General features: G+C 45.8%; 10 protein-coding genes and 1 pseudogene. 8 read left to right on the top strand and 3 right to left on the bottom strand.

Going from position 1 to position 14,021, the window contains the following annotated elements; translation table 11 throughout:
- Positions 1 to 23: 23 nt before the first annotated feature.
- The 5 genes from cysK to NSQ29_RS15635 all read left to right on the top strand — a co-directional run bounded on the left by cysK (position 24) and on the right by NSQ29_RS15635 (position 4,348).
- A complete protein-coding gene (cysK, locus tag NSQ29_RS15655; RefSeq protein WP_339270495.1) occupies positions 24 to 944 on the top strand; it encodes a cysteine synthase A in 921 nt (306 codons plus the stop codon).
- Positions 945 to 964: 20 nt separating this feature from the next.
- The gene (locus NSQ29_RS15650) at positions 965 to 1,924 is read left to right on the top strand and encodes a hypothetical protein (protein ID WP_341125522.1); all 960 of its coding nucleotides are present in this window, start codon (positions 965 to 967) and stop codon (positions 1,922 to 1,924) included.
- Positions 1,925 to 2,169: 245 nt separating this feature from the next.
- Positions 2,170 to 2,988 carry a sensor histidine kinase gene (locus NSQ29_RS15645; RefSeq protein WP_341125521.1) on the top strand — a complete coding sequence of 273 codons (819 nt, stop codon included), beginning with the start codon at positions 2,170 to 2,172 and terminating at the stop codon, positions 2,986 to 2,988.
- A complete protein-coding gene (locus NSQ29_RS15640) occupies positions 2,985 to 3,650 on the top strand; it encodes a response regulator (RefSeq protein WP_042187189.1) in 666 nt (221 codons plus the stop codon). The genes NSQ29_RS15645 and NSQ29_RS15640 overlap by 4 nt, the downstream gene beginning before the upstream one ends.
- Positions 3,651 to 3,700: 50 nt before the next feature.
- On the top strand, positions 3,701 to 4,348 hold the full coding sequence (locus tag NSQ29_RS15635) for a DUF1775 domain-containing protein (RefSeq protein WP_341125520.1): 648 nt from the start codon (positions 3,701 to 3,703) through the stop codon (positions 4,346 to 4,348).
- 216 nt (positions 4,349 to 4,564) lie between these two features.
- On the opposite strand, the gene NSQ29_RS15630 is transcribed toward NSQ29_RS15635, so the two are convergent.
- Genes NSQ29_RS15630 through NSQ29_RS15620 form a run of 3 tightly spaced genes read right to left on the bottom strand, consistent with a single transcriptional unit; the run spans position 4,565 to position 7,967 of the window.
- The gene (locus NSQ29_RS15630) at positions 4,565 to 6,493 is read right to left on the bottom strand and encodes a CotH kinase family protein (protein WP_341125519.1); all 1,929 of its coding nucleotides are present in this window, start codon (positions 6,491 to 6,493) and stop codon (positions 4,565 to 4,567) included.
- Between the two features lie 29 nt (positions 6,494 to 6,522).
- Positions 6,523 to 7,230, bottom strand: a complete 708-nt coding sequence (locus NSQ29_RS15625; protein ID WP_341126774.1) for a DUF4956 domain-containing protein — start codon at positions 7,228 to 7,230, stop codon at positions 6,523 to 6,525.
- 23 nt (positions 7,231 to 7,253) lie between these two features.
- Positions 7,254 to 7,967, bottom strand: coding sequence for a polyphosphate polymerase domain-containing protein (locus NSQ29_RS15620; RefSeq protein WP_341125518.1), 714 nt, complete (start codon positions 7,965 to 7,967; stop codon positions 7,254 to 7,256).
- Between the two features lie 231 nt (positions 7,968 to 8,198).
- Here NSQ29_RS15620 and NSQ29_RS15615 point away from each other — a divergent pair, with 231 nt between their 5' ends.
- The 3 genes and pseudogenes from NSQ29_RS15615 to NSQ29_RS15605 all read left to right on the top strand — a co-directional run bounded on the left by NSQ29_RS15615 (position 8,199) and on the right by NSQ29_RS15605 (position 13,714).
- The gene (locus NSQ29_RS15615) at positions 8,199 to 9,440 is read left to right on the top strand and encodes a purple acid phosphatase family protein (RefSeq protein ID WP_341125517.1); all 1,242 of its coding nucleotides are present in this window, start codon (positions 8,199 to 8,201) and stop codon (positions 9,438 to 9,440) included.
- Between the two features lie 365 nt (positions 9,441 to 9,805).
- A pseudogene (locus NSQ29_RS15610) lies at positions 9,806 to 12,958 on the top strand (X2-like carbohydrate binding domain-containing protein); the annotation flags it as partial.
- Positions 12,938 to 13,714: a X2-like carbohydrate binding domain-containing protein gene (locus NSQ29_RS15605; protein ID WP_341126773.1), complete on the top strand. Its 777-nt coding sequence runs from the start codon at positions 12,938 to 12,940 to the stop codon at positions 13,712 to 13,714. The pseudogene NSQ29_RS15610 and the gene NSQ29_RS15605, both read left to right, overlap by 21 nt.
- Positions 13,715 to 14,021: the final 307 nt, after the last annotated feature.

Raw genomic sequence — 14,021 nt, 5'->3', positions numbered from 1 at the left:
AAGTAATGAAGGAGGCGCTATATATGACACCACTAGTTGTTAACAATATAACTGAGCTGATTGGGAATACACCGGTTGTGCGACTAAATCGGTTGACCACCCCCCAAGATGCAGAACTATATGTAAAGCTGGAACGCTTCAATCCCAGTGGCAGTGTAAAGGATAGAGCAGCTTATAATCTGATCCTGCAAGCAGAACTAGCCGGGCTGCTGAAGCCCGGAGGGACCATTATAGAGCCGACAAGCGGAAATACAGGCATTGGATTGGCTATGAATGCCGCTGCAAAAGGCTATAAAGCGATTCTTGTCATGCCTGACAATATGACGAAGGAACGAATCAACATTCTAAAGGCTTATGGCGCTGAAGTTGTTCTGACTCCTGCAGCGGAGCGGATGCCGGGAGCTATAACAAAAGCAATCGAGCTGGGGAAAGAAGTGGCAAACAGCTTTATTCCACAGCAATTTGAGAACAAAGCGAACCCTGACATTCACCGTACTACGACAGCTCTTGAAATTATGGAGCAAATGGAAGGGAAGCTGGACGTGTTCGTTGCTTCTTCGGGAACAGGTGGTACGATAACTGGAACTGGGGAAGTGTTGCGTGAGCAGCTTCCAGATATTCGTATTCTAGTTGTTGAGCCGCAGGGCTCACCAGTATTATCCGGTGGAAAGCCTGGACCGCATAAGCTGGTTGGAACCAGTCCGGGCTTTATACCCGCCATTCTGAATACAAAGGTCTACGATGAAATTGTTCAAGTTTCGGATGAAGATGCACTGAATACCGTGAGAATGCTGGCAGCACAGGAAGGAATTCTGCTTGGCCCATCAGGTGGAGCCGCAGTATGGACAGCATTGCAGGAAGCACGGCGCCTCGGGGCCGGCAAGCGAGTGCTATGTATTGCACCTGATGCGGGGGAACGTTACCTGAGCATGGGAATATTCTAACTTCGTTTGGAGGAAAAAGAATGAATAAGCTTATGGCAAGTTTCTTTATTGTTCTTATGTTGGTGGGTTGTTCCAGCAACAACTCTTTGACCAGTGATGGCGATCATGTTGAGTCTACACCGGAAAAAAGTGCGGAAACTGTACTGCCTTCACCAACGCTTCCTCCAAGCGCAGAGCCATTACCAACTCCAAGCAAGCAGAAGACTGAAGCATATCTAGATACTGAGAAGCTGAAGACGAATTTTGGCTTTGCGGATGCAGAGGGGCGGAATATTCTAGTCACTGGGCATGACAAAGGGCTTGATCAGGAGATGGCACAATTAAATGGGGCTATTGGTGATCAGGGGAATGTGTTAAAGGTTAAATTTAATAAATGGCAGGATGGAACAGAGAACAGCAATGGCCGGGAGATGGCACATAATTTTGTAAATCTGGCGGGTTATCTTTTTACGGTGGAAGAAGCAAGTGCGACCCCGGATGAAACCTACTATTTGACGGATCAAACAGACTTTAAGGTTGATGCGCTTTTGCATATTGAATCTCTAGAGGGTCAAGAAGCTTTATCTACTGTGGAGGAAAGTGTTCGACAGCGTATTGTAGATACGAAAAAACGTGAAATTCAGAAAATATGGAAGCTGGCAGACTTATCTACAGATCGGCAGCTGTATCTCGTTCAATTCGTAAGGCTGGATCAGGATATGTTATTTAGTCTCGTTTGGAAAGAAAAAGATGAATTTACCTTCATGGACTATCCAGCGGTGATTCAAGGAGATGAATATTCGGTCTGGCGGGTGGATGATGGCGGAGAGGTTATGCCTGAAATGTTCTCCATCCTTTTTGCTGCTGATACCTCAGAGGGCCCATTACTCGGCCTGAATTGGTGGGGCTCAGAGGGAGTAAATACGTTTTTTCTGAAAAAGGAGGGAGATTCGTTTAAAGAAATGGATATCCAATATGGACGTTATACTTCACCACTTTAGGTAGGATTTCGCAGTAAAAGTAGAAATGATTGGGTGCATCGTGAGATGTATCTTTTTTTTGCTACAATATAAGAAAGCCTGCTTATGATATTATAAATGTCAGCAATCACCTTTTAAAATACTTAAATTTGTAACATTAATGGGTCTATATAGCCCGATCGAGTCATGTCGCTTAGATGAGACGGTGATATTGTTAAGCATAAGATGTGCAGGAGGGGACGGCAACGTATAAACAAATAAAGTATATGATCCTGTTATTGCCAACGCTAATGGTGGGGATCTGGGAGATTGTGCGTCACCAGTTTCTAATGCCTTATATTTCTATGGATTTGGGGAACTATTTGACGCCAGTCCTGGTGTTTTTAGTCAGTCTTGTGTTGCTCGTCCCTTTGTTCTCTCTTATGGAGCGGAATCAGCGGGAGCTGGAGCAGGAACGTGCGCTTAAAGATGCAATGAAGGCTCGGGAAGGACTTGCCAAAGAACTGCATGATGGAATGGCGCAATCTTTATTTCTCTTATCTGTCAAAATCGACCGGCTAGAAGCAAGCCGCAAGAATGGTGAGGTCAGTGAGGAAAATGTGGATCAGATCAAAAAGACGGTCCATGAGGTGAACCGTTATGTGCGGCAGGCCATTGCCAATCTGAAGATTCCGGTCTCAGAGCAGAGTTCTTTTTCATTGGAACAGTCGGTAAAAGATCAGCTAGCCCAGATGGCGAACGAGATTATGATCGAAGCCTCTCTCGATTGGAGCCTGCAAGATGATGCGCTCTCCCCTTCGGAAAAATCAGAATTGTTATCCTGTATTCGCGAAGCGATCATTAATGTTCGTAAGCATACACGAGCTGGACTGGTTTCAATTACTGGCGATGGCGATGAGAAGAATTGGAGGGTAGTTGTTACAGACAATGGAGAAGGATTTCAGTATGATCCATTTGAAGTGAGTGGCAGCTACGGACTTCAGATCATGAAGGAACGTGTCGAGGGGATGGGCTGGAAGCTTAGGCTGACTTCTGGTGACACAGGCACCCAGGTTGAAATTACGAAAGGGGAAGTCAGTCCATGAGCCGATACCGGGTTTTAGTTGTAGATGACCATGCACATGCACGTGAGGCGATGTGCGAGATTTTGTCCATGGATGATAGTTTTGAGGTCATTGGAGTAGTGGAGAGTGGTGCTGAAGCGATCGCTTTCACAGCCCAGTGGATGCCTGATCTCATCCTAATCGATATTCAGATGCCGGAAATGGACGGGCTGGAGACGACTCGCCGGATCAAGCAGGAATATCCTTATGTCAAAATCGTTATCGTTACCGTATCGGACGAAATTTCCCACCTCCTCGAAGCGCTAAAGCAAGGAGCACAGGGGTATTTGCTAAAGAATCTGGCACCTTCCACCTGGATTCAATATTTGCAGGCCATTGTTAATGAAGAAGCACCGCTTAGTCGGGAGCTGGCTTTTCAAATCTTGAAGGAGTTCACCGTACCCTCTGTTACGGATGAAGGGGAGTCGTTGACGGCTAGAGAGAAAGAAATTTTAAGCTGTGTATCTTCTGGATCAAAAAACAAGGAGATTGCAGTGAGCTTGGGGATTTCGGAGCATACCGTAAAAAACCATTTGAAGAACATCCTCCAAAAGCTGCAACTCCAAAACCGAACGCAGCTGACGCGTTATGCCTTGGAGCAAGGGCTTGCTTCGCGTAAACGAGATTTTTCGAAAGATGTATAGCAGGAAGTTAAGGACGAAGATATATAATTATTGATGAGAAGAGGCTAACTATGAACAGATTATCTCGCAAAATAATGACGTTATTCGCACCAGCTGCAGCAACACTGTTATTGTTCGCAGCAGTGGCTAGCGCGCACGTAACCGTGGCACCAGCACAATCTAGCACGGGGGCATGGGAGACTTATACATTAAAGGTTCCTTCGGAAAAAGACGTGGCAACTGTACAAGTTGATCTACGAGTTCCAGCAGGTGCCGAGTTTAAACAATATGAGGCTACACCCGGATGGGATGTTACCATTGAGGGGAATAAGGTTAGCTGGATAGCTAATGGTGAGGGCATTCAGAAGGGGCAATTCCAACGCTTCTACTTTACGGCCAAGAACCCTGATGCCGCTGGCGACATTGCATGGGATGCTTATCAGCACTATGCCGATGGAAGCTTGGTGCAATGGTCCGGTGAGACTGGAACAGAGAATCCGCATTCCATTACTACAATTGTACAAGCTTCCGGTGGGGATGAACATTCTCACGGTTCCAATGTGAAGAGCGATTCCATGAGCATGGAAGAGCATAATGCTATTATGAAAGATGAGGAAAAATCAAACAGTGTCAATCCAATGGTCTACATCGCAGTCGGGATATCTTTACTTGCCTTTTTAATAGCGGCTATAAGTATATTGCGCGGGCGGAAAGAGTAATAGGGGAGCATTTTATTCCTTGATCTGAGTTGGATACTTGATAAGAAAAAAGTTTGAATTTATAACTGTGAACAGTCTCGAGTGAAGTTTGAGACTGTTCACAGTTTTTTTGTGGAGATTTGGGCAATATGATCTTTAGGACATGACAGAAGCCCCAGCCGATAAACGACTGAAGCTTCTTTTATGTTTTTTTTGTTGTGAATTACTTTTACTTGTCTACAGCCGTTTCCGCTTATAGAAGGTCACAAAGACTGCAGTCAGCAGTAAGAGAAGTATCGCGACCCCAGTAGTGATGGCTTCACTCGTGCTGCCTTTTTGCTGCATAGCGCCAGCACCGCCGCCAAAGTTACCACCCATGCCACCAGGCATGCCGCCACCCATACCGCCAGGGCCATTTCCGCCTTCAGGGATAGCTGGTCCACCCATGGCACCCGGTGCACCGCCAGGCCCGCCGGTGAATCCACCTTGAGCGGCTTGCCCATCGGTGTTGGTCTGCGCACCCTGAGCGGCTTGCCCGTCGGTGTTGGTTTGACCACCTTGAGCAACTTGCCCGCCAGCTGTTGCTTGCGTGTTACTGCCGGGACCCGCGCCGGCATCAGGGATAGCCGGTCCGCCCATGACACCGGGCTCACCGCCTGCACCGCCCTGAGGAGCCTGTCCATCCGTGGCAGCTTGCCCGCTTTCGGCGTTCGGTGCAGCACCGCCCGCGCTCTGATCCGCCCCCGCGCCAGTCTGCTCGTTACCCGCGCCGTTCGTACCTTGTTTAGCACCAGTGGCCCCTGCAGCTGCGCCATTCCTAGCGCCACCACCAAAGCCGCCGCCGCCCATGCCACCACCCATACCACCACCCATACCGCTTCCCGATCCGTCACCGGAGGAAGGGATGGTTCCGTCGAGCTGCTGCTGGATATTTTTAGCCATGTTCGACATGAAGGTCTTAACAGATTTAATCCCTTCTTCATATTGCTCGAAGGTGTAGAAAGCAGAAGGATCCGCTTTGACATAGCTGGAAATCATCATATCCAGCTGATCCACCCGAGTTTGGAACATGTCGTTCGCTAGATAGCCATTAATCATTTCGCTGACGATCTCGTGATATTTCGCTTTGTATTCGTCGTTAGCAAGTAGCTTCGCAATCAGAGGACGTTCAGCCAACGCGCCTTGTGTAGGCTCGTCAATCAGTACGTCTGCGCTGCCCATGCCGCCAAAAGCCATATTATAATCCCACGGCAGGATCGAGAAGACGCCTTCGTCTTCATATAAGTAATAATTTTGTTTATTACCACCTAAATAACTGTCCATATTTGCCGTGACCGCATTTAGAGCGATATACTTCAGCGATTCCTCTACGTCGATGTATTTTTCATAATCGGTGCCGTTATTTAGCTCATTCAGCATGTCGACAAGAATATCATCGTTGGACTTATCGGATTTCATTTCTAGTCCAGTATAGAGGGATGGATCATCGCCAAGCCAAGTCAAATCACTGCCCTGACCGGTCATTACACCTTTATAAAGTGCACCATAAGTATTGCCGAAATTGCGTTCCAGATAAGCATCACCGATCTGTTCTACCGCGAGGTAGAAGCCCTTTAGCTCATCGTTGACGTATACATTGACGAAGGAATATTTCGGCGTCGGAAGTCCGACACTTTCAGCGAGCTCGTAGGTCAGAAATTCACGCATATAAGAAGCATCGCTGTAATTGTTATTCAGGTTGATCTTAGTGATGCCAAATAAGTTCTGGTTCACATATTCATCAAAAGAAATTTTAAAGCTGTACCGATCAGAGTCTGTCATCTGTACTACACTTCTGAGACTAAGATTTCCTTTGGTCCGCACGGCAACGTTATCGAATTTAACGCCGTTGTACTCAACCGATGCGGTTTTATATTCTTCCGCGCTGGCATTATCCAGCATATCCTGAAAATCATCCGGGTCCAAAGTGATTTTGACATCGACGACCTTATCTTTTGGAAAGACCTGCTCGTCTAGATTTTTCTCGTCGCTCGAGACTACCTTATCCTTAGAATCTGTTGCAGTTTCGTTTGTTGCCGATGGACTTGCGTTCTGGCACCCAGCTACAGCGATGACCAGCAGCAGGCAACAAAGACTCAGCAGGATAGATTTACCTCTTGCTTTCATCTGGGGCACCGCCTTTCATCTTATTATGTTTAGGATACATAGTCACCGCTGTAGCTGATCAGAAGTGCATTTTTTACACCTTTAAGGTCGGAAACTTTGTTGACAAAGCCACCTACTTTATCATCCAGACGAAGCTCTAGTGTTAATTCGATATTGTTTGCAGATACTGTTTTTTGCTTCACGTTGAAGCGTTTCACGGATTTGGTGATATGGCTGTGGACTTCACGTTCACTCTCGTCGCTATCACAGTTAATGACTAGCAAGTATGGTGTTTCGATAGAAGAATGTTTTATGAAGAGGAACAGAATTAGACCTATGATGATTGAACCCACAATAGCCAAAGTGAAGAAGCCTGCGCCAGTTACAATCCCTGCGACTGCTGCCCAGAATAAGAAGATCAGATCAGTTGGATCTTTGATCGGCGTTCTGAAACGAACGATGGACAATGCGCCGACCATACCGAGGGACAGAACCAGGTTAGAGTTGATGGCGATAATGACAGTGGCTGTAATCATGGTCATGCCCATTAGCGAGACGTTGAAGCTTTTGGAGTATAACACTCCGCTAAATACACGTTTATAGAGCAGATAAATAAAGTATCCGATCAGAAAGGCCACGCCTAAGGTGATTAGCATTTTCGAGATGCTTATATCGGAGACAAAGTTGTCTATCACCGAGTTTTTAATGATATCTGAAAAAGTATTTGTGGTTGTATCTGTTGTTGCGGTTGCTGCCATTGTTGCTAGTGATGCATTCATAATCAATAATCCTCCCAAGTGTTGGTTTTTAAGAATTTGCGGCAGATCACATATTTTGAAGCGGACTGTCTGTTCAGCCCCTCTAACTGCAGCGCAATTTTAATGTATTCCGGAATGTACTCATCGAATTTCACTTCAAAAATAATAAAGTTCTCATCCATCGCCCGAATCGGATGCAAATCCTTATCAAAAATATCCGTCGAATGCAGACCGGTACGTAATTCTTTATCGAACGTGATCCGCACGTTGCCGTTGTGGCAAACATAGGGCTCGCGAACATAATCCACGATGACCTTCGGCCGAAGAAGGTTATGACGCATCTGATTGTATAATTCCATGAACAGTGGACTGTCCGGGACATTCAGGACCTCATAGTTACCTGCCATGATCTCGTCGTACATTTGACGGGTCAGCGGCTCTTTAATTTTGGCGATATAATCGTCCATTTTGATTTTTTTCTCAAAGTGAATGATGTTGTCTTGAATGTTGTAGATACGAATACGATATTTGGCGCGTTCTCTGAGACCTCCGAGTTTGTCGGCAAGCGCTGAGTTGTTGATGTCGTCAAAATACAAACTGCGGATATGATATTCGCCACTCTCATTGGTGTGCTGGTCTGTATCAATCAAGCTCTGTAATCGCTGACGCAATATAAGGTATTGATGATAGTTAATGAAGAATTTTAGTTCATGCCGGAATTGAAGCTTGTTACTCATTTTCCCACCTCGTTTCTATTTCTATCTCTATCTCTGTCTCTGTCGTTGGCTAACCTTCTTGCACAACTAATTCTAGGAGACAGACCTTATGCTTAACTTAAAATAGACTGAATGTTAGCTGAATGTTTTACACTGCGTTAACAAAAGTATAGATCTATAGATTTGACTTCTGACTTTCTGGAAGGCTATCTTAGTTAGAAGACTAGAGAGAAAAATGAAGGAGGAGCCGTGATGAAAGACTATAAATTCGCCATCATCCTAGGGATAGTAGTGATTGTTCTGATCTTGGTGGCTGTTGGGATGGAGTGGTCCAAATCCGGGAGCTCCAAGAAATCATCAGCCCCGTATGATCTTGTTACCACCTTTAAGGGAGATGCGGGAACGAGTCGTGCGTTTACTTGGTATACTAGCGATTCCAATGCCGCAGGAGTTCTGGAGTTAGTAAAGGGACAGATGTCCTCTTTTGTAGAATCGGATGTACTAAGGATAGAAGCAAATAGTAGCGCCATAAAAACGGACCATGGTCCCAGAGGTGTTCACAAAGCGGAGGTTACAGGACTTGAACCTGGGACGTTATATTCTTACAGAGTGGGCAGCGGGCTTGAGGGAGGATGGAGTTCAGTTGCGGAATTTACCACGGAAGAGGTTGGACTAGATAGTGTTACGTTTATCAACGTCGCGGATTCTCAAGGGGAGAGGGCGGATGATTTTAAACTATGGGGGAAGACATTGAGCAAGGCCATTCAGACCTTTCCAGAGGCCAAGTTTATTGTGCATAATGGTGACTTAACGGAGGATCCGGAGGATTCGGCGGGCTGGGATCAATTTTTTGGTAACGTGCAAGGCTTGCTTTCGGGGACACCCTTAATGCCTGTTACGGGAAATCATGATCAGGTTGATGACGATGCGACGGACTTTACTTCTCATTTCAACCTGCCAGATAACGGGGCAAAAGGTTCTATTGCGGGCACCTCGTATTCCTTCGATTACGGTCCTGTACATGTGTCTGTATTGAATACGGAGAGCAATTTGAAAAAGCAAGCTGAGTGGCTGAAGCAAGATTTGAAGAGCACGGATAAGGAATGGAAGATTGTTGCGATGCACCGTCCGGCATACGGGGGCAATTCATATAAGAAGGTTGAAGATTGGACGGATATTTTTGATGCATATGAGGTCGATCTGGTGCTGCAGGGTCATAATCATGAGTACTCCAGATCCTACCCTTTGCGGGCTGGAAAAATCGTTCCTGAAGGTGAGAATCCGGTAGGTGCTAAAAAAGGTACGGTATATGTGGTGACCAATGCTTCCGGAGGGAAATTTAACGAGAAAAAAGAGGATCAGTTCTATCATGCGGTGCATTTTCAAAACTACAAGCAAATGTTCGCAGGGATTAGTGTTACCAAGGATAGTTTGACTTATCAGGCTTATGATGTGGATGGTAAGATGCTGGATGAATTTGTGCTTACGCATTAACCAGTAGTAGCTTTCTTCACCGTTAGGGTGGAGAGGGCTTTTTTGGGATTCTTCTGGATTTTTGATTTGACACTCCTCTTAGGGGAGGGATTTATGCTTGTGAAATGTAATCTAAGGTGTGAAAATGGTACGATTTTTAGAGACAAACTTCATGAAAATACAACCATTTTCTATCGATTATGAAAAACATTACCATTATAATGAAAGCGTTATCAGAAAAATTCAAATAGTCATTTAGGGGGGAGGGAAGAAGCAGGGATACAGAGTAGGAGGAAAGCAAAAGCAAACCAATAAAATTGTAGGAGGCGTAAAACGTGATTCGTAATCGTATCCGAAAAACTGGATTGTTAATCCTGCTTGGCGCGATGATAGGCTCTTTATTCTCTGCATTCCCAGCTACTACTCATGCGGCCGCAAGTGAACCTTACAATTGGAAGAGTGTTGTAACGGGAGCCGGCGGTGGTTTTGTACCCGGAATTATTTTTAATCAGTCCGAACCCAATTTAATTTATGCCAGAACAGATATCGGGGGTGCGTATCGATGGAATCAGGCTACCTCTAGTTGGACTTCGATTAGTGACTCCGTAGGCTGGGTCGATTGGAATAAGAATGGTGTAGATGCCCTTGCTACAGATCCTATTGATCCGAACAAAGTCTATATGGCAACAGGTACTTATACTAACTCCTGGGATAATAACGGTCAGATCATGCGCTCTAGTGACCGGGGAAACACCTGGCAAACCACTCCGCTGCCTTTTAAGGTAGGTGGCAATATGCCGGGCCGCTCTGCGGGTGAACGCCTTGTCATTGACCCGAATAAGAATAATATTTTATTCTTCGGAGCCAGAAGTGGCAATGGGCTCTGGAAAAGTACGGACTCCGGTGTTACTTGGTCGAAGGTAACCTCTTTTACGAATGTAGGAACATATATTCAGAATCCGACACTGGATTACGGAAATGATCTCGTTGGCTTATCCTGGATTACGTTCGATAAGAGCACAGGAACACTTGGCAATGCGACTCAAACGATATATGTAGGGGTTGCCGATACAGCAAGCAGCGTATATCGAAGTACAGATGGAGGCGTAACTTGGACAGCTCTGGCAGGACAACCTTCAGGCTACTTGCCACATCATGGCGTGCTTTCATCTACAGGCGATCTGTATATTACTTATAGCAATGGTGTAGGTCCTTATGACGGAAGTAAAGGTGAGGTTTGGAAATACAATAAAACAAGCGGTGCATGGACGAACATCAGTCCTTCAACCGGAACGGATAATTGGTATGGCTTCGGTGGTTTAGCTGTGGATGCACAGAATCCTAACACAGTTATGGTATCCAGTTTAAACGCTTGGTGGCCTGATGAAGTGATTTTCCGCAGTACTAACGGTGGTGCAACATGGAGCCGAATTTGGGACTGGGGCAATTATCCAGAACGAACTTATAAGTTCAGTATGGATATCACAGCAGCACCTTGGCTCGATCACGGAACGACTTCGACCTCTCTTGATCCTTCACCAAAACTGGGCTGGATGATGGGCGATCTGGAAATTGATCCTTTCAACTCTAACCGGATGATGTATGGGACGGGGGCTACCATTTATGGCTCAAACAATTTGACCTTATGGGATACAGGAGGCAAGGTGAATATCTCTGTTATGGCAAAAGGTGTGGAGGAAACTGCAGTATTAGGGTTGATAAGCCCGCCAACGGGAACCTCCCATTTGATCACTGCACTTGGTGACGTTTCTGGTTTCCGTCATGAGGATTTGTCGGTAGCTCCAACTAAATTCCAGACTAGTCCTTCATGGGCAACAACAATGAGTATTGATTATGCAGAGTTGAGTCCATCATATATGGTACGGGTAGGCAGTGCAGATAAAGAGAAGACACCAAGTATGAAATCCATTGGTATCTCTAACGATGGTGGAGTGAACTGGAACATGCCAAATTCCGAACCGTCAAATGGCACCAAAACAACAGTAGGGCATGGACAAGTAGCTGTGTCTGCAAGTGGGAACTCTATTTTGTGGAGCACCTCGGATATTGGTGTGTACTACTCCAAATCAACAGGTAACTCTTGGATAGCAAGCGCCGGATTACCTGCAGGAGCAAAAGTAGCATCTGACCGAGTGAATGCTAACAAGTTTTATGGATTTTTTGCTGGGGTCTTCTATGTTAGTGTGGATGGCGGAGCTACATTTACTGCCACTTCAGCTTCAGGTTTCCCAACCAATAATGTAGCTGGATTACAGCCGAACGAAGCTCAGATCAGCATGAAAGCAGTACCAGGTATTGAAGGTGACATCTGGTTTGCAGGAGGAAATACGACTGAGAATAAGTATGGTTTGTGGCACTCCACGAACTCTGGTGCGAGCTTCACGAAGTTAACCAACGTACAAGAAGCTGATCTCATCGGTTATGGAAAAGCTGCGCCGGGTCAAACTTACATGGCACTGTACACGGTAGCGAAGATTGATGGCGTGCGGGGTGTCTTCCGTTCCGATGATGTTGGCGCAACTTGGGTTCGTATTAATGACGATGCCCACCAATACGCCAAGATTAATATGGCGATTACTGGTGACCCAAGAATTTACGGACGTGTATATCTCGGAACGAATGGCCGAGGCACATTGTATGCTGATCCTGTCAATCTACCAGCAACAGGCTCAACCATTACTCCAACAACTGCAAGCTTTGATAAGAAAACAGCGAATCAGGCCGACGTCGCAGTAACGCTGACACTGAATGGAAATACGCTCAGCACGATCAAGAACGGAACGGCGACATTGGTTACTGGTACAGATTATACGGTCAGTGGATCTACTGTGACCATTAAAAAAACGTATCTAGCGACGCAAGCGGTAGGAACGACCACGCTGACGTTTAGCTTTAGCGCAGGGGCTAATCAATCATTGGCGGTTGCGGTGACGGATACGACAACACCAGTAACTAACTCCACGATAACACCAACAACCGCAAGCTTTGATAAGAAAACAGCGAATCAGGCCGACGTCGCAGTAACCATGACGCTGAACGGAAACACGCTCAGCACGATCAAGAACGGAACGGCGACATTGGTTACTGGTACAGATTATACGGTCAGTGGATCTACTGTGACCATTAAAAAAGCATATCTAGCGACGCAAGCGGTAGGAACAACCACGCTGACGTTCAGCTTTAGCGCAGGAGCAACGCAGTCCTTAGCGATTGCGGTAACGGATACGACAACACCTATATCCAATTCAACGATAACACCAACAACCGCAAGCTTTGATAAGAAAACAGCGAATCAAGCCGACGTCGCAGTAACCATGACGCTGAACGGAAACACGCTCAGCACGATCAAGAACGGAACGGCAACATTGGTTGCAGGGACAGATTACACGGTCAGCGGATCAACAGTAACCATTAAAAAGGCGTATCTAGCGACGCAAGCGGTAGGAACGACCACGCTGACGTTCAGCTTTAGCGCAGGAGCAACGCAGTCCTTAGCGATTGCGGTAACGGATACGACAACACCTATATCCAATTCAACGATTACTCCAACAACAGCAAGCTTTGATAAGAAAACAGCGAATCAAGCAGACGTAGCAGTAACGCTGATACTGAATGGAAATATGCTCAGCACGATCAAAAACGGAACAGCCACCCTCATAGCAAGCACAGATTATACAGTGAGTGGTTCTACAGTAACGATCAAGAAAGAGTATCTGGCAACACAAGCAGTGGGATCAACAACGCTTACCTTTGAGTTTAGTGCAGGGACCACGCAATCTTTGGTTGTCACAATTTCGGATACGACAGTAGCTCCTACTGCAGCATTGAAAGTGCAGATGTATAACGGAACATTGTCTGCTTCCGGAAATACGTTGAATCCAAAGTTCAAGCTGGTGAATACGAGCACAAGTGCTGTGACACTCTCCGATGTGAAATTAAGATACTATTACACGATTGATGGAGAGAAGCCACAAAGCTTCTTCTGCGATTGGTCACAGGTGGGAAGCGCGAATGTAACAGGAACATTTGTAAAATTGCCAACAGCTAAAGCAAATGCGGATTATTATCTGGAGGTTGGTTTCTCAAGTGCAGCGGGTTCACTTGCTGCGGGTGCGAGCATCGACATCCAGGTGCGGGTGGTTAAAGAGGATTGGACGAATTATACTCAAACCGGAGATTTTTCTTTTAATGCGGTGGATACTAATTATGTGGACTGGAGCAAAACACCAGCATACGTGTCAGGAAACTTGATTTGGGGTAGTGAACCTAACTAAAGACATCACCAATATTTATGCAATAGAGGCTGTCCTAGAAGTAGGGAATTCTACTTTTGGGGCAGCTTCTATCTTTATAAAATAGACCAAACGACGATCGTGTGAGCTAGAGAGGAATTAGGGAATAACTCCCTGAAAATAGCCGATTTTAGCCTTAAATGAACGAAAACAGGGAATTCCTCCCTAAAAATCAGGGGAATTTCTTTATTTTCTAGCAAATCAGCTAAATTATAGGGAGGTTTTCCGTAATTACTATTTGGATGAGTAGATATATCAGAATTATAGGGAGAAATCCCCTAATTATTCA

Origin of the sequence: Paenibacillus sp. FSL F4-0236 (assembly GCF_038000135.1) — a bacterium.
Taxonomy (GTDB): Bacteria; Bacillota; Bacilli; order Paenibacillales; family Paenibacillaceae; genus Paenibacillus_AQ.
Note: the sequence above shows the minus strand (reverse complement) of the source record. Positions and strands in the feature narration are given on the sequence as shown.